Annotated in this window: 12 protein-coding genes; 6 read left to right on the forward strand and 6 right to left on the reverse strand. The window is 64.3% G+C overall.

Translation table 11 applies throughout. The features are described from left to right. Window positions 1–416: 416 nt before the first annotated feature. On the forward strand, window positions 417–935 hold the full coding sequence (locus tag VGN72_11960) for a transposase (GenBank protein HEV7300073.1): 519 nt from the start codon (window positions 417–419) through the stop codon (window positions 933–935). Between the two features lie 555 nt (window positions 936–1,490). Here VGN72_11960 and VGN72_11965 read toward each other — a convergent pair. The 3 genes from VGN72_11965 to VGN72_11975 all read right to left on the reverse strand — a co-directional run bounded on the left by VGN72_11965 (window position 1,491) and on the right by VGN72_11975 (window position 4,704). Next, entirely contained in the window at window positions 1,491–2,150 is a 660-nt protein-coding gene (locus VGN72_11965) for a hypothetical protein (GenBank protein ID HEV7300074.1), read from the reverse strand. Window positions 2,151–3,013: 863 nt separating this feature from the next. Next, window positions 3,014–3,241: a hypothetical protein gene (locus VGN72_11970; GenBank protein HEV7300075.1), complete on the reverse strand. Its 228-nt coding sequence runs from the start codon at window positions 3,239–3,241 to the stop codon at window positions 3,014–3,016. Window positions 3,242–3,552: 311 nt separating this feature from the next. Continuing rightward, complete coding sequence (locus VGN72_11975; protein HEV7300076.1) at window positions 3,553–4,704, reverse strand: PQQ-dependent sugar dehydrogenase; 1,152 nt, start codon at window positions 4,702–4,704, stop codon at window positions 3,553–3,555. A gap of 457 nt (window positions 4,705–5,161) precedes the next feature. Between VGN72_11975 and VGN72_11980 the strand changes: the two genes are divergently transcribed. The 3 genes from VGN72_11980 (at window position 5,162) to VGN72_11990 (ending at window position 10,200) form a co-directional block, all read left to right on the forward strand. Continuing rightward, window positions 5,162–6,121: a ring-cleaving dioxygenase gene (locus tag VGN72_11980; protein HEV7300077.1), complete on the forward strand. Its 960-nt coding sequence runs from the start codon at window positions 5,162–5,164 to the stop codon at window positions 6,119–6,121. A 106-nt stretch (window positions 6,122–6,227) separates the two neighbouring features. Continuing rightward, a complete protein-coding gene (locus tag VGN72_11985; GenBank protein ID HEV7300078.1) occupies window positions 6,228–6,878 on the forward strand; it encodes a dienelactone hydrolase family protein in 651 nt (216 codons plus the stop codon). A gap of 241 nt (window positions 6,879–7,119) precedes the next feature. Next, the gene (locus VGN72_11990; protein ID HEV7300079.1) at window positions 7,120–10,200 is read left to right on the forward strand and encodes a glycoside hydrolase family 2 TIM barrel-domain containing protein; all 3,081 of its coding nucleotides are present in this window, start codon (window positions 7,120–7,122) and stop codon (window positions 10,198–10,200) included. 10 nt (window positions 10,201–10,210) lie between these two features. Here VGN72_11990 and VGN72_11995 read toward each other — a convergent pair whose 3' ends face one another. From VGN72_11995 to VGN72_12005, 3 genes are all read right to left on the reverse strand, one after another. Beyond that, a complete protein-coding gene (locus tag VGN72_11995) occupies window positions 10,211–10,537 on the reverse strand; it encodes a thioredoxin family protein (protein ID HEV7300080.1) in 327 nt (108 codons plus the stop codon). 331 nt (window positions 10,538–10,868) lie between these two features. After that, window positions 10,869–11,192, reverse strand: coding sequence for a hypothetical protein (locus tag VGN72_12000; protein ID HEV7300081.1), 324 nt, complete (start codon window positions 11,190–11,192; stop codon window positions 10,869–10,871). A gap of 407 nt (window positions 11,193–11,599) precedes the next feature. Continuing rightward, window positions 11,600–11,992, reverse strand: a complete 393-nt coding sequence (locus tag VGN72_12005) for a hypothetical protein (protein ID HEV7300082.1) — start codon at window positions 11,990–11,992, stop codon at window positions 11,600–11,602. Window positions 11,993–12,653: 661 nt separating this feature from the next. Here VGN72_12005 and VGN72_12010 point away from each other — a divergent pair. Both VGN72_12010 and katG read left to right on the forward strand, forming a co-directional pair. Further along, on the forward strand, window positions 12,654–13,337 hold the full coding sequence (locus tag VGN72_12010) for a hypothetical protein (GenBank protein ID HEV7300083.1): 684 nt from the start codon (window positions 12,654–12,656) through the stop codon (window positions 13,335–13,337). A 449-nt stretch (window positions 13,338–13,786) separates the two neighbouring features. Further along, window positions 13,787–16,042 (forward strand): catalase/peroxidase HPI, encoded by a 2,256-nt coding sequence (gene katG, locus VGN72_12015; protein ID HEV7300084.1) that lies wholly within the window; start codon window positions 13,787–13,789, stop codon window positions 16,040–16,042. The last annotated feature ends 14 nt before the right edge of the window (window positions 16,043–16,056 follow it).

Consider the following 16,056-nt stretch of genomic DNA (forward strand, 5'->3'; position numbering starts at 1 on the left):
GGAATAGGCTTCGAGCAACACGGCCAGTGGCGACTTACTGGTGCGTGAACGCGGCGGCTTCATTCCGCAGGATGTACCGAACGGCCGGCGATCGCGCTACCGAACATGCGCCGAACGGGATGGGTTTTCTACGGAGCCAGAGATGTCCCCTTATCCTCCTCAGTTATCGTGACGGTGACAATTTAGCCCGTAGTCCGTAGGGTGGGGTTCATCCCCACCGTTCCATGGTCGCGGCGGATCGGTGGGATGAATCCCACCCTACGGCTACGGCTACGGCTGCGACGGGGGCTGGCTTAGCGTCGGTAGTGTTCATTCCTGGGCTGTCTTTTTCGGCCCCGCCATTTTCTGCGGTAGGATGCGGGCATGCCGAACTACCGGCGGGCGTGGCGGCCGGGGGGACGTTCTTTCTCACGCTCGTGACGCACGAACGCGGCGGGGTGTTCGACGATGCCGTGGCGCGGCGGTGTTTGCGCGAGTCGATCGCGCTGGCGCGGGGGGATCGGGCGTTTGATCTCGTGGCGGCCGTGCTGTTGCCGGATCATCTGCACGTCGTGTTCACGCTGCCGCCGGGCGACTCGGACTTTTCCGTCCGGGTTGCGGCGATCAAGGCGCGCTTCTCGCGGCGATGGGTTGCCAGCGGCGGGGGCGAACGGGCGCAGTCGGCCTCGCGCGATCGGCAAGGGTATCGTGGCATCTGGCAGAAGCGGTTCTGGGAACACACCGTCCGCGACGCTGACGACTTGGCCCACTGTGTCAATTACTTTCACTACAACCCGGTGAAGCATGGCTATTCGACCTGCCCGCACGCGTGGGAATGGTCGACGTTCCACCGGTTCGTGCGCGAACAGCGGTACGCTGCCGATTGGCATTGCGCGTGCGGCGGCGTCCCCGCGCAACCGCCCGTGGCCGACATCCGCGGGGCGGAGATGGATTAACGTAGGGTGGGATTTATCCCACCGATCGCGGCGAATGATGAGGACGCAAACGGTGTGATGAATCCCACCCTACCGGAGTGTCGAGTGGGGCTCATCCCTACCAATTGCCTGGTCGCGTGGAACGGTGGGGATGAACCCCACCCTACGGGATTGATTTTGTCAGTTTGTCCGGAGGGGGTGGGGATGGTGGGATGAATCCCACCCCTACGATCTTGGGCCGATGCCGTGCGTTGTACGCAACCACCGCTTCACTTACATGGTGAAGACACGGATTTCCAAGGGGTGCTTCATCCGCACCTTTGATTCGTCGTACGGAGAAGATCCCTCCAACTCATTCATCATGACAATTCACTCGTGAAGCAACGACGTCCGCTGTTCTTCGCTTCTGTCGTGTCGTCGAGGGGCGTATCGACACTCTTTGTTGTTCGAGGAGTGTCGGGGAGGGGCGCATCGACACTCCTTGTTGTCCGAAGAGTGTCGGGGAGAAGGGGATCGACACGATTCGCGATTGAAAATGCAGTGTTTTCGTCTCGCGCAAAGGTCTGAAAATCTCGCCTAACGCATTATGGCTAAGAAGAAGGCGGCTTTTATCGGGCGCGAGGGGATTGTCGTGATGATGCGGGGGGAGATGGTCGACGATTTCGGCATAGCGGTGTGAGTTTGGCGGTGCTCGGGTTGGGCGCAGGCCGACGCGGGCAGGAAAATGGGGAGCGGGAGGTGGGCGGTGCGGTACGATTTCTTTCCGGATCGGGAAGCGGACATGGTGGGGTGGGGCAGGCGGTTCGCCGATGGGCTGGCGGCGCGGGCGGGGACGCTGGGGGTGGATGTCGAGTTCATCGAGCAGTTCGAGCAGTTGCAGCGCGCGGTCGAAGCGGCGTACGCGCGGGCGAGCGATATCAGGACGCGCACGCGCGGGACGGTGAGCGCGAAGAACGTCATTCGGCGGGCGATGGAACGCCTAGCAAGGATGTTGGCCAAGCAGCTGGGCGGGCTTCCCGCGGTGGATTCGGAGACGCGCATCGCGCTGGGCCTGAACGTGCCCCAGCCGCGGCGAAGGCACGTGCGGCCGCCGGGCAGTGCGCCGGTGTTGGTCGTGACGGCGGTCGATGGGGACGTGCTGTCGATCTGCCTGCAGAACGCGGAGAACGCGTCGCGCAGGGCCGGCCCGACGCGGCGCAGGGGGCGACGCTCTTTTACTGCGTCGCCGCTCGCCATCACTGGCAAGCGCCCAGTGGCTGTTCGCGAAGAGCACGGTCGCGCGGCGGTTCCACCTGACGATCCCCGGCGAGCACCCGGCGGGCACGTCGATCTTCATCAAAGCGATGTGGCGGAACCGCAGGAGCGAGCCCGGGCCCTGCAGCGAGCCCGTGCAGATCTACCTCGGTCACCCGCTGCCGAACATCAGCAGCCTCGCCCAAAGGCCGGGGCACGCCGGACTGCCCTCGTTGGAACCCGTGATCCTCGCGGCGTAGCGGGTAGAGGGGGACGCGACAACGGCGACGGGACAGGAAGGGGCCGCGGGTCCGATTGTTTGCCGACGCGTGCGACTGGCGGAAAACCGCTCCCGCGGCGGGGGAACGGTGGGGATGAAGTCCACGTTTCGAATTGAAAGGGTCACGAAACGCGTTTCCAAGTGGGTAATGCGGACAACGTGCTTACGCAAGCTGTGTGCGACACCGGCCTCACGGAAGCCGTTCTGAATTACGATTCGAAAAGAACTTCCAAATGCCCATTTAGGATAGGTCGATCTAGGGGAACGGAAAACAGGACATCACGGCTCTGTCACACAACCTTTGGATTTCGAACTACAATCGCGCGGAGCTTCACGCCCGCGATTTCGCCTCTGTCAGTCAGACGAACGAACCGAATCCCGCATCCAACACAGAACGTCGAGACGGCGCCTGAATGTCCCCGTATCCCGTCATCGCGGCGCGCGAAAAAAACGCCGCCGGCCAGCGCAGTTGACTGCGTTGGCCGGCGGCGGTTGCGTGATTGATCAACGTGATCTGTCGCGACGCGCAATGCGTCGCAGATCAGCAGGCCCAAGGGCCTGCCTTGTCGATCACGTGCAGTGCTGACTATTCAGCCTTCTCAGCTTCCTTCTCGGCCTTGCGCTTTTCCTTGTCGGCCTTGGCGGCGGCCTTTTCCTCGTCGTTCAGCACGCCATCTCCGTCTTTGTCGTACTTCTCAATGTACTTCTTCTTCTGTTCCTCGGTCTTCTCGCCCTTTTCGCCAGCAAAGCTGGGGGCAGCGGAAACCGCGAATGCGGACAGCACCAAACCGGTGAGCAATGCGTACTTGGCCATAAGACCGCTCCTTCACAAGTGAAACGAAACCTCGTCCGGTCGACCGCGTCGACACAATACTGAAACGCCGCCCAACCCAACTTGTTTCGGAAGAAAATGACTTAAAGTGACTTCGCCGAGCGCGGCGTGCTGCTGCCCAACAGGACCGCTGATGAACCCGTCCGCCAGATGGGCGGCGGCGATCGGTCCCCCGTCGTCCGATCCGAACACCTTCCGACTATGTTCTGGAACCGCAGCGCCAGCCGCTGCACCTGCACTTGCTGGACGATTCCAAGGTCCACGCGCTGCTGCTATTCATTGACCGCCCCCGGCTACTTCGGGCTCAACCGTACCACGCGGTCTGGCCCGTTCAGCACGACGTAGATGGCGCCGTCCGGTCCCACCACCACGTCGCGCACGCGGCCCATGTCCTTCACGATCACCTCTTCGGTCACCACCTTGTCCCCCTCCAGCACCAGGCGTTTCACCTCTTGAAACTTCAGGGCGCCGGCCAGCAGGTTGTTGTTCCACTTGGGCAGCAAGTCGCCGGTGACGAAGTCGAGGCCGCACATGGCGGGGCTGGGGGTCCAGTTGACGACGGGCTGTTCCATGCCTTGCTTCTCGGTGATGTCGGTGATCGGCGTGCCGCTGTAGTTCTTGCCGTAGGTGATGACGGGCCAGCCGTAGTTGTTGCCGGATTCGATCAGGTTCAGTTCATCGCCACCCAAGGGGCCGTGTTCGGTCGCCCAGAGCTTGTCGGTCATCGGGTCGATCGCCATGCCCTGCGGGTTGCGGTTGCCGTAGCTGAAGATCGATTCGTAGGCATCCGATTTCCCGACGAACGGATTGTCGGATGGGATCGAGCCGTCGCGGTTGATGCGGTGCACCTTGCCGTTGGGCAGGGTGATGTCCTGCGCCATCTTCTGCGCCCCGCGGTCGCCCATGGCGAAGTACAGATGGCCGGCCTTGTCGAAGACGATGCGGCAGCCGAAGTGCACGCCGCCGCTGCGGTAGTGCTCGGGCTTGGCTTCCCACAGCACCTGCTGCTCGGTCCAGGCGTTGTCGGCGATCTTGCCGCGCACGATGCGCGTCATGGCGGGGCCCTTGGTCTCCTCGCCCGGCGAGTGGCTGTAGCTAAGGTAGATCCACCCGTTGTCGGCGTAGTCGGGGTCGATCGCCACGTCCATCATCCCGCCCTGTCCGCCGGGGTTGACGGTAGGCGTGCCGCGCACCGGCTCGGGCTGCAGCTTCCCGTCGATCACCATTCGCACCGGCCCGGATTTCTCCGTCACCAGCGCCTGCTTGCCATCGATAAACGCGATCGACCACGGAGACTTCACGTTGTCGACGAACACGTCCGCCGCCAGCGTGTAGTCGCTGGTCTTCAGGTCGGGCAACCGTTCCTTCCCACTCTCCTGCGCAGGGGCAACCGCCGCCATTCCGAGAGCCAACACCAGCGAGACGCAAAGCGATAATCGGGGCATGCACGTTCCTCACGAGAAAAAAGCCTTCGAACCGTCCGGAATACCAAACCACCGCTTGGGCGTTGATCGAATGATAGGCGGATGGAGCGTTAAGGGAACCTGACGTTAGGATTCGTCCCGTCGCCACTGCTGGCCATAGGTCATAGGGGTGTCCGGATGAATTCCCCCGGTGAACGTGCGTATCGAGGACCCGTAGTCCTTGCTCAGGCGACTTGCCAGTTTAGCGAATGGGCGTTTAGCAACTCAACACTGCTGCAGCAGTTTAGCGGCGGTCGCAGGGCCGGAACCTAACGCGGGTTCGCGATCAGAATGATCCTCGTTCGGTCCAAAACTTCTAAGGGAGCGCGGTTCCACAAATCCGAACCAGTCTCGTCTTTTGACGTACTACTACATGTTGTAACATTGGTTGTTAAGACGAGCATTTGGTAGAATCGGATCAACGAAAGAGAGGTTCATCATGCAGCTGGCTGGAATCCATCATCTCACCGCCGTCACGCGCAACGCGGTGGGCAACAAGGCGTTCTACACGGAAACGCTGGGCCTGCGGCTTGTGAAGAAGACGGTAAACCAAGACGATACCTCGGCTTACCACCTGTTTTACGCCGACGGTGACGGGTCGCCCGGCACCGACATTACCTTCTTCGATTGGCCGGCGGCAACCGATCATCGGGGTACGCACAGCATCGTGCGCACCGGGATGCGGGTCGCCAGTGTGGCCAGCCTGCAGTATTGGCTGGAGCGCTTCACGGAGCTGAACGTGAAGCATGGCCAGATCGTCCAGCGGGTCGGTCGGCCGACGCTGGATTTTGAAGATCCGGAAGGCCAGCGGCTCAGCCTGACCGTTGACGAGAAGTCGGCCGTGTCGCACCCGTGGGTCAAGAGCCCGGTGCCCGCGGAACACCAGATCGTTGGGCTGGGTCCGATCACGATCAGCGTGCCGGACCTGACGCGGACCGACGCGGTGCTGACGAAGGTCATGAACATGCGTCACACCCGCGAGTACCCGTTCAGCGCCAGCGATGGCAGTGGCGGGGCGGTCACCGTTCACGTCTACGAGATGGGCGACGGTGGCCCGGCGGCCGAGCTGCACGTGGCGGTCGAGCCCGAGCTGCCGGTGGCGCGCCTTGGCGCCGGTGGCGTGCATCACGTTGCGTTCCGCGTGCCGACGTTCGACGAGTACGACGCGTGGAACGATCGCCTGCGTGAGCTGGGCGTGCGGTCGAGCGGGCCGGTGGATCGGTTCTACTTCCGCAGCCTCTACTTCCGCGAGCCGAACGGCATTCTGTTCGAACTCGCGACCGACGGGCCGGGGTTCGATGCGGATGAGCTCAAAGATACGATGGGCGAGAAGTTGGCGCTGCCCCCGTTCCTCGAACCGCGTCGGGCACAGATCGAGGCTGGTCTGAAGCCTCTGTAGTTACATAGCCCGGGCTTGCCCGGGGGAACTGACCCCGTTGCCGGATGGCAAGGCAACGGGGTTGGCTCCCTTGGGCAAATCCGGGCTATTTATGAGGTAAAAATCCATGAAAACCCTTGCAAATGATCCACACGCAAATGCCCCAATCTTCACCCGCGGGCCGGCGCCGGAAATGGCGAAGGCCGTGCTCGTGATGGTCCATGGACGCGGCGCATCGGCTGACAGCATCCTCTCGTTGTACGATGTTCTGGACCTGCCCCAGATCGCCGCGGTCGCGCCGGAGGCGAATGGGAACACGTGGTACCCGCAGTCGTTCCTCGCGCCACTGCCAGCCAACCAGCCGTTCCTCGACTCGGCCTTGAACCGCATTGCGACCGTGGTGGACGACCTGATTGCGCGCGGCGTGCCGAGCGAGCGCATCGCGCTCCTGGGCTTCTCGCAAGGCGCCTGCCTCACCACCGAGTTCGTCGCCCGCCATCCACGCCGGTACGGCGCCGTCATGGGTCTGACCGGTGGCCTCATCGGCCCGCAAGGTACCCCGCGCGACTACCCGGGATCGCTCGCGGGCACGCCGGTGTTCCTTGGGTGCGGCGATCCGGACATGCACATCCCGTTCGAACGGGTGCTGGAGACGGAGGCCGTCTTCCGACGCATGGGCGCCAACGTTGAGACGCGCCGTTATCCCGGACGGCCGCACACGGTCAGTCAGGATGAACTGGAGGCATGCCGGGAGTTACTGACGCGTTTGGTCAGTTGAAGTCTCAGGTCTTTCAATTGAACCACGAAATCACGAAGGCACGAGAAGATTCTCCGTTGTCGGAAATCTCTTCGTGCCTTCGTGGTTCCATATTCTTCCCCATCCTCGTAGTTCACCCGGGCAAGCCCGGGGCTATATGTCAGATCGAAAATCGACGCGTGACTATTGCAACTCGCCCGGCAATATCGACGCTACGGGACCCTCCGGAGGTCCGGATGGCTTTGGTCTCGTAGGAAACAATATGAACGACTGGGAAAACCCCACCATTGTCGGCCGCAACCGACTCGCGCCGCGCTCGTACTTCTTCCCCTACGCCGACGAGGCATCCGCCCTCACCGGCGACCGCGGCGCGACTGCGAGTTTCCTGCTGCTCAACGGCGTGTGGAAGTTCGACTACGCGCCCACGCCCGTCGAGGCGCCGCAGGGGTTTGAATCAGAGTCCTACGACGATTCCGCCTGGTACGACCTGCCGGTGCCAAGCTGCTGGCAGCTGCACGGCTACGGCCGGCCGCACTACACGAACGTGCAGTACCCGATTCCGGTCGACCCGCCGCGCGTGCCGACGGAAAACCCCACCGGCTCGTACCGCCGTTCGTTCACGCTGGGGGACGATGCGCGCGACCGCCGGCACGTGCTGCGGTTTGAAGGTGTCGATTCGGCGTTCTACGTCTACGTGAACGGCAAGTCGGTCGGCTTCAGCAAGGGCAGCCGGCTGCCGAGCGAGTTCGACGTCACGCCGTTCGTGAAGGCGGGCGCCAACACGCTGGCGGTGCGCGTCATGCAATGGTCCGACGCCACCTACATGGAAGACCAGGACATGTGGTGGCTCAGCGGCATCTTCCGCGACGTCTACCTGCTGTCGCACCCGAAGACGCACATCGCCGACGTGCACGTCCGCACCGATCTGGATGCCAGGTATTACGACGCCACGCTGAACGTCACCGTCGCCACTGCCAACCCCGCCAGCGGCAACACCGTCGAGCTGAAGCTGCTCGATGCACAGCAACAGCCGGTGTTGGAAAAGCCCGTCTCGCAGCCGGTGAAGAATGAATCGACGCAGCTCAGCGTGCCGGTGGCCAACCCGCTGAAGTGGACGGCCGAGACGCCGCACCTCTACACGCTGCTGATCACGCTGCGCGACGCCAAGGGCAACGTGCTGGAGGTCGTGCCGCAGCAGGTGGGCTTCCGCTCCGTCGAAATCAAGGACGCGCAGATCCTGATCAACGGCAAGCACGTCATCTTCCGCGGCGTGAACCGCCACGAGCATCACCCCGACCTTGGCCGCTCGATCCCGTTCGACGTAATGGTTCAGGACGTGCTGACGATGAAGCGGCACAACATCAACTCCGTGCGCACCAGCCACTACCCGGACGACCCGCGCTGGTACGACCTGTGCGACCAGTACGGCCTCTACCTCATCGACGAGTGCGACCTCGAAACCCACGGCTTCGACTTCAAGACCGCCGACAACAACCCGACCAAGGACCCGGCCTGGAAGGACGCCTGCGTCGACCGCATGGTGCGCATGGTTCACCGCGACAAGAACCGCCCGAGCGTGTTCTGCTGGTCGCTCGGCAACGAGTCGAGCCTGGGCGACAATCACTACGCCATGAAGGCTGCCGCCAAGGCGATCGACGACAGCCGCTTCTTTCACTACGAGGGGGACGGCACGCTGGAGGTCAGCGACGTCTTCAGCAAGATGTACGCCTCGGTCGATCAGGTCGCCGCCATCCAGAAGGGCGAGGTGGCGCAGGATCATTACGGCACGATTATCGCGCCCGAGCGATACACGCAGGTGCCGTTCGTGCTCTGCGAGTACGTGCACGCCATGGGCAACGGGCCGGGCGGGCTGAAGGAATATTGGGAGACGCTCGAACAGCACCCGCGCACGCAGGGCGCGTGGGTCTGGGAATGGCTGGACCACGGCATCCGCACCACCACGCCCGACGGGCGCGAATACTTCGCCTACGGCGGCGACTTCGGTGAACAGCCGCACGATGGCAACTTCGTCGCCGACGGTCTGCTTTTCCCCGATCGCACGCCTTCACCGGCTTTGAACGAACTGAAGAAGGCGATCGAACCCGTGAAGACCGAGACGATCGACCTGTCGACCGGCACCGTTCGCCTCACGAACCGCTTCGACTTCGCCTCGCTCGACGGCCTGCACCTGTCGTATCAGATCACCGCCGACGGCCAGCGCGTCAGCAGTGGTTCGGTGCCCATGCCCGCCGTCGCCGCCCGCCAGAGCGCCACGATCACGCTGCCGATCCAACCGCCCGCCGCGCTGCAGCCGGGGGCGGTCTACATGCTCAACATCGCCTACACGCTCGCCGACGACGCGCCCTGGGCCAACCGCGGCCACGAGGTGGCGTTCGCGCAGTTTGAGCTGCCGTGGAAAGCGCCCGCCGTGCCGCCGGTGCCGGCGGGGCGGATGCCGAAGGTGAAGGTGACCGAGACCCCGCTGGCGCTAACCGTCACCGGCAACGACTTCGAAATTCGCTTCGACAAGGTCCGCGCCACGCTCTCCGAATGGCGCGTCTCCGGCCTGCCGCTCATCGAGACCGGCCCGCGGCTCCAGTTCTGGCGCGCCACCACCGACAACGACCGCGGCGGCTGGTCGCCCGACGGCTCGACCGCCGTCCAGTGGCGCAAGGCCGGCCTGCACTGGCTGCAGCATCGCGTCGATAACGTCTCGGTAACCAAGCAAGGCGACTCCGCCGTCCACATGCGCTTCGACGTGCGCATCGCGCCGCCCGTGCACAACGGCCGCGGCTTCCAGTGCGACTACACCTACACGATCTCCGGCAACGGCGACGTGCAGCTCGACGTCCACGGCGTCCCCCAGGGCGACATGCCCAAAACGCTCCCGCGCATCGGCCTGGAACTGCACCTGCCCGCATCGCTCGACCGCGTGCAGTACCTCGGCCTCGGCCCCGACGAAACCTACCCCGACACCCGCCTCGCCGGCCGGTTCGGCCACTACCGCACGACGGTGGATGCGATGTACACGCCCTACGTCTTCCCACAGGAACACGGCAACCGCTCCGACTGCCGCTGGCTCTCCCTCACCAACCCCGCCGGCGTCGGCCTGCGCGTCGCCGGCGCCCCGACCATCAACTTCACCGCCAGCCGTTACACGATCGACGACCTCGACCAGGCCCGCCACCCCCACGAACTGACGCGCCAGAACTACGTCCGCCTGAACCTCGATCACCGCCTCAACGGCATCGGCACCGCCAGCTGCGGCCCCGGCGTGCTGCCGCAATACGAACTGCGGCCTGGCGAGTTCCAGTTCAGCGTGACACTGGCGGGCGTGCGGTAGGGCGGGGTGATCAGTCGATCTTCTCGCCGCGCAGCAGGCGCTCGAGCCGCTCGCGCACGTTCTGATCGGCGCCGATGATTGCCGCCACGAGCTTGCCGTGGCGGTAGTAGGCGACGAGCGGGACGCTGCGCACCGGAATCGACCTCGCCAGCTCAACGTTGGCGTCACAGTCGACCTCCGCGAAGTTCGCTTGGTCGCCCAGGGCCGCTTCCGCGTCGACCATCGACTTCCGGACCTGCGGGCGATACGCGATATCCCACTCTGCATCAAAGTGCAGCACAGCTGCCGGCTTTGCCGCAACGAATGCCGGAACCTCTTTGATCGTCAGTAACCGCATGACATGCCAAAGCTATCCGCCCCTCGCCCGTGCTTGCATGATTAATGACATCCCTGCACGCTTACCACTTGGGTGCCACGACCCGGTACTCCAGGGTCCAGAAAAGGGGACATCCAGAATATCCGTGGGCGGTGTTGGGCCGTCAACGGTCGGGCGTGGATATTCTGGATGTCCCCTTTTCCTCACCCTGGATGTCCCCTTTTCCTCACCCGCCTACCGCGTTGCTTGATCCGTCCCATCCACCGCAGACGGTTGGCGGGTCGTCCACCCTAGCTGACTGCCCCACCGTCGCCCGCAATCATGGTGGGGCGGGCCCCGCCCTACGTGGCTCCTAGAAGACTGCACCCGCAGGAAGCCAAGACGAGTTAATGGCTATCCAGCCGTCCGGCCGCTTCTCGAACGAGATGTAATGCTCGCCGCCGGGTTTCTTGAAGACGAGCGTCTTAATCTCGCCCGTGAACTGTCGTCTGAAGTCGAGCGGCGGATTTCCATAGTGACTTGCGAACTCGTCACTCGGTTCGCCGAGTTCGGCGCGCACTACCGCCTCCGTCCTGTTGACATAGACGTTCTCGCTTGGTCCCGCTGGCACGGCGAGGCACCCGGACAGCGTCACCGCGGCCAGGACAATCAAGAGTTGGTATAGGCGGAGGGGCATAACGGACCGACGTTCAAGGACCAGAAAAGGGGACATCCAGAATATCCGTGGGCGGTGTTGGGCCGTCAACGGTCGGGCGTGGATATTCTGGATGTCCCCTTTTCCTCACCCGGGGCGAGTGCGACCCGTGGCACCCGGCACCCGGGCGGATCGCATTGTCCTTGAGGACAATGGCGTTGTCCCTGAGGACGATGGCGTTGGACCCGGGGACGATGGCGTTGGACCCGGGGACGATGGCGTTGGACCCGGGGACAATTGCGTTGGCCCCGGACCAGAAAAGGGGACATCCAGAATATCCGTGGGCGGTGTGGGGCCGTCAACGGTCGGGCGTGGATATTCTGGATGTCCCCTTTTCCTCACCCGCGGTGCCCCCGACATCGCCTGGCCGCGCAGGACTTCATCCCGCCCTACGAGACTGGACTCATCTCGTCTCGGGCGAACGAGGTGAGGCAGCCAGCCATCATCGCACAGTAGAAGCCGGCGGCGAAGTAGCCGCCGAAGTTCACGACTGCATTTAGCATCACACCGGCGTAGGCTACACCAACGACCGCGATGAACAGGGCGACGGCGCGGGGAAGTACTCTCTTTCGCGCTGTGGCGGAGGTGCTTGGGGCGGGTCTCAACAGGAGAGGTGCGACCGTGGAGAGACCCAGGACCAACCCGGTAGCGAGGCTGGCGACCGGGTATCGGTTCGTCCCGAAGCGCTGAAACGTATAATCGACGACGTTCAGAAGCACCACGGGTAGAAGGAGACGATACAGCGCCTTAGTTCTCAGGTTTGCCCGTTCCTCGTTCCGCATTGTACCTGCTTGCCGGGTGCCACGGGCGCTGCGCCGCCCGTGCGGGGCAGTCTATCCGAAGGCACGGGGCGAGTGCGACCCGTGGCACCCGGCACCCGGGCGGATCGCATTGTCCTTGAGGACGATGGCGTTGGACCCGGGGACAATCGCGTTGTACCCGAGGACAATCGCGTTGTCCCCGGGGACAATGGCGTTGGACCCGGGGACAATTGCGTTGGACCCGGGGACGATGGCGTTGGACCCGGGGACAATGGCGTTGTCCCTGAGGACAATTCCATTGTCCCCGGGGAAGATTCCGTCGGACTCGGGGGTGGGGCGGGGTTGGCGGGCGTGAGGGGGGATGTTCGGTAGTGGGTCCGTTTGAAGTGGCACGGGTTTCCAACCCGTGTTCTGGAGCGAAGACACGGGTTGAAAACCCGTGCCACGTGGGAAGGTGTGGAAACTGACCCACTACCAGATGTTCTCGGACGGGGGAGGGACCGGGGTGGGGTTGGATGGGCTGGCGCGGATTTTCTGGGGGAATCGCATTAAGTCGACCTTGTGGCGGCTCGATACTAAAGGCGTGTGACGAACCAACGGCGGCGCGGGTGGTCGCGTGACCATCGGACGCGCCAATCGGCCGCGGGCCATCCGTCACCGCTTACAAGATCGGAGCGACGTGATGAAGCTCGTGCCAAAGAAGAAGGAAGCGCGGATCGGGTTCTACCAGGCGCACATCGCGACCTGGGCGGCGAACGCGGTGGCGATGGGGGCGTCGGCGGCGGACGTGACGGCGGTGCAGACGGCGCTGACGACGGCGGTCGGGACGCTCGAGGCGCAGCGCGTGGCGCAGACCGCGGCCAAGTCGGCGGTGCAGGCGTGCGACCAGGCGGTCGCGCGGCTGAACGCGCTGGGCATGGTCGTCATCGAACAGGTGCGCACCAAGGCCCGCACGGCCGGCGACGGCGTCTACACGCTGGCCGACCTGCCGGTGCCGGCGACGCCGGCGGCCAAGGGCGCGCCCGGCAAGTCGACCGACTTCACGGCGACGCTGAACGACATCGGCGGGCTCGAGCTGAAGTGGAAGTGCCCCAACCCCGCGGGCACGAGCGGCACGATCTACCAGATCTTCCGGCTGATCGGCGAATCGGTGGAACCGATCTACATCGGCGGCGCGGGCAGCAAGACGTTCGTCGACAGCACGCTGCCGGCCGGCGTGCAGAAGGTGACGTACCAGATCCAGGCGGTGCGCTCGACGGCGGTCGGCCCGTGGGCGGCGTTCACCGTGAAGTTCGGCGCGGCCGTCAACGGCGTGGCGAGCACGCAGGTGATCGAAACGCAGGCGACGCCGAAGATGGCGGCTTAACCTGAAGTCTGAAGGATGAAGTGAAAATGAGAGACGCGGCGCGGCCTGTGTGGCGCGCCGCGTTTTCGTTGGCGCGCCAAGAACGCCAAGGGCGCCAAGAGCGCCAAGGTAAGAAAAGCAAAGACGGGTGGCCCTCCTTCCTTCCCCCCTTGGCGTGCTTGGCGGCCTTGGTGATCTTGGCGCGAGAAGGGTCGGCGGACAACCGGATCCGTTTCACTTCCGCATGCCGCATTCCGCATTCCGCCCCGCATATCAAGGGAAACCCTCAGGGCATGCGGGGTGGCTCGACTTCGGGGGATAGACGCCGTAAATTTGAGGGGCGCGATGGGCTGCTGGTCCCGTAGGTGGGCGGGTGGGCTGTCGCGGTATTTTCAGTGGAACAATCCGGGCGCAGGACAGGCGTAATCGACGTCGTCTGCCGCCTTAACACCCGTTGCGAGCGTAAACCGATGTCCAGTGAAGCCAAGTGTCCGTTCAATCATGCCGCCCCGAATCCCGCAGGCACCACCAATCGCGAGTGGTGGCCGAAGGCGTTGCGGGTGGAGATTCTGCATCAGCATTCGAACAAGTCGGACCCGATGGATGCGGGCTTCGATTATGCGAAGGAGTTTAACAGCCTGGATCTGTCGGCCGTGAAGGCGGATTTGACGAAGTTGATGACGGAGTCGCAGGACTGGTGGCCGGCGGACTTCGGGCATTACGGTGGGCTGTTCATCCGCATGGCGTGGCACAGCGCCGGCACGTACCGCACGACCGATGGGCGTGGGGGTGGCGGGCGCGGGCAGCAGCGCTTTGCGCCGCTGAACAGCTGGCCGGACAACGTGAACCTCGACAAGGCGCGGCGGTTGCTGTGGCCGATCAAGCAGAAGTACGGCAGGAAGATCAGCTGGGCGGATCTGATGATCCTGACCGGCAACGTGGCGCTGGAGTCGATGGGCTTCAAGACCTTCGGCTTCGCCGGCGGGCGGGCGGATACGTGGGAGCCGGATCAGGATGTCTACTGGGGCTCGGAGACCAAGTGGCTGGGCGCGGACGTGCGCTACGCCAATGGCTCGCCCGGCGTGGACAAGCCGGGCGGCGTGGTGCAGTCGGACGATAGCCCGCAGGCGCCGATGCACAGCAGGGTGCTGGAGAAGCCGCTGGGCGCGGCCCACATGGGGCTGATCTACGTGAACCCTGAAGGCCCCGACGGCACGCCCGACCCGGCGAAGAGCGCCCATGACATTCGCGAGACGTTCGGCAGGATGGCGATGAACGACGAGGAGACGGTCGCGCTGATCGCCGGCGGGCACACGTTCGGCAAGACGCACGGCGCGGCGCCGACGACGCATCTCGATAACGAGGTGGAAGCGGCAGGGCTGGAATCGCAGGCCTTCGGCTGGCGCAACAGCCACGGCAGCGGCCGCGGCGCCCACACGATCACCAGCGGTCTGGAGGTGACGTGGACGAAGAACCCCACGCAGTGGTCGAACAACTACTTCGAGAATCTGTTCGGCTTCGAGTGGGAACTGACCAAGAGCCCGGCCGGCGCGCACCAGTGGGTGGCCAAGACGACGGAGGAGATCATCCCCGACGCCTTCGACCCGGCCAAGAAGCACAAGCCGACGATGCTGACGACGGATCTGGCGCTGCGCGTCGACCCGGCATACGAGAAGATCTCGCGGCGGTTCCTCGAGAACCCCGACCAGTTCGCCGATGCCTTCGCCCGCGCGTGGTTCAAGCTGACGCACCGCGACATGGGGCCGAAGGCGCGCTATCTCGGGCCGGAGGTGCCGCAGGAAGATCTGATCTGGCAGGACCCGCTGCCGGCGGTTGATCACCAGCCCATCGACGACATCGACGCGGCGGCGCTGAAGAAGCAGATATTGGCCAGCGGGCTGACGATCCCGCAGCTCGTCTCGACCGCATGGGCCAGCGCCAGCACGTTCCGCGGATCGGACATGCGCGGCGGCGCGAACGGCGCACGCATCCGCCTGTCGCCGCAGAAGGACTGGGCCGTCAATCAACCGGCGCAACTGGCGAAGGTGCTGAAGACGCTCGAAGGCGTGCAGAAGTGGTTCAACGGTAGCGCGACGGGCGGCAAGCGCGTCTCGCTGGCCGACCTGATCGTGCTCGGCGGAAACGCCGCCGTGGAACAGGCGGCGAAGGATGCGGGGCCGGACGTGACGGTCCCCTTCACGCCCGGCCGCACGGATGCCACGCAGGATCAGACGGAAGTGAAGTCGTTCGACGATCTCGAACCCGCCGCCGACGGCTTCCGCAACTACCTCAGCAAGAAGGCGACCTTGCCGGCCGAGCATCTGCTGATCGATCGCGCTCAACTGCTGACGCTGACCGCGCCTGAACTAACGGCCTTGGTCGGTGGCCTGCGCGTGCTGAACGCCAACGAAGGCCAAAGCCAGCACGGCGTCTTCACGAAGACCCCCGGCCGGCTGACGAACGACTTCTTCGTCAACCTGCTGGACATGGGCACCGACTGGAAGCCCACGACCGCCGACAGCGCCCTGTTCGAGGGCCGCGACCGCGAGACCGGCGCCATCAAGTGGACCGCCACCCGCGTCGACCTCGCCTTCGGCGCCGACAGCCGCCTGCGGGCCTTGGCCGAGGTTTACGCCAGCGCCGACAGCGGCAAAAAGTTCACCGCCGACTTCGTGTCCGCCTGGACCAAGGTGATGAACCTGGACCGGTTTGACGTGAAGCAATAACGCACTGCAATCCG

This window comes from Tepidisphaeraceae bacterium (assembly GCA_035998445.1).
Lineage (GTDB): Bacteria > Planctomycetota > Phycisphaerae > Tepidisphaerales > Tepidisphaeraceae > DASYHQ01.

Coding starts and splice junctions, on each gene's coding strand:
- VGN72_11965 (HEV7300074.1), bottom strand. CDS start 2,150: ATGGCGAGCGGCGACGCAGTAAAAGAGCGTCGCCCCCTGCGCCGCGTC.
- VGN72_11970 (HEV7300075.1), bottom strand. CDS start 3,241: ATGGCCAAGTACGCATTGCTCACCGGTTTGGTGCTGTCCGCATTCGCG.
- VGN72_11975 (HEV7300076.1), bottom strand. CDS start 4,704: ATGCCCCGATTATCGCTTTGCGTCTCGCTGGTGTTGGCTCTCGGAATG.
- VGN72_11980 (HEV7300077.1), top strand. CDS start 5,162: ATGCAGCTGGCTGGAATCCATCATCTCACCGCCGTCACGCGCAACGCG.
- VGN72_11985 (HEV7300078.1), top strand. CDS start 6,228: ATGAAAACCCTTGCAAATGATCCACACGCAAATGCCCCAATCTTCACC.
- VGN72_11990 (HEV7300079.1), top strand. CDS start 7,120: ATGAACGACTGGGAAAACCCCACCATTGTCGGCCGCAACCGACTCGCG.
- VGN72_11995 (HEV7300080.1), bottom strand. CDS start 10,537: ATGCGGTTACTGACGATCAAAGAGGTTCCGGCATTCGTTGCGGCAAAG.
- VGN72_12000 (HEV7300081.1), bottom strand. CDS start 11,192: ATGCCCCTCCGCCTATACCAACTCTTGATTGTCCTGGCCGCGGTGACG.
- VGN72_12005 (HEV7300082.1), bottom strand. CDS start 11,992: ATGCGGAACGAGGAACGGGCAAACCTGAGAACTAAGGCGCTGTATCGT.
- VGN72_12010 (HEV7300083.1), top strand. CDS start 12,654: ATGAAGCTCGTGCCAAAGAAGAAGGAAGCGCGGATCGGGTTCTACCAG.
- katG (HEV7300084.1), top strand. CDS start 13,787: ATGTCCAGTGAAGCCAAGTGTCCGTTCAATCATGCCGCCCCGAATCCC.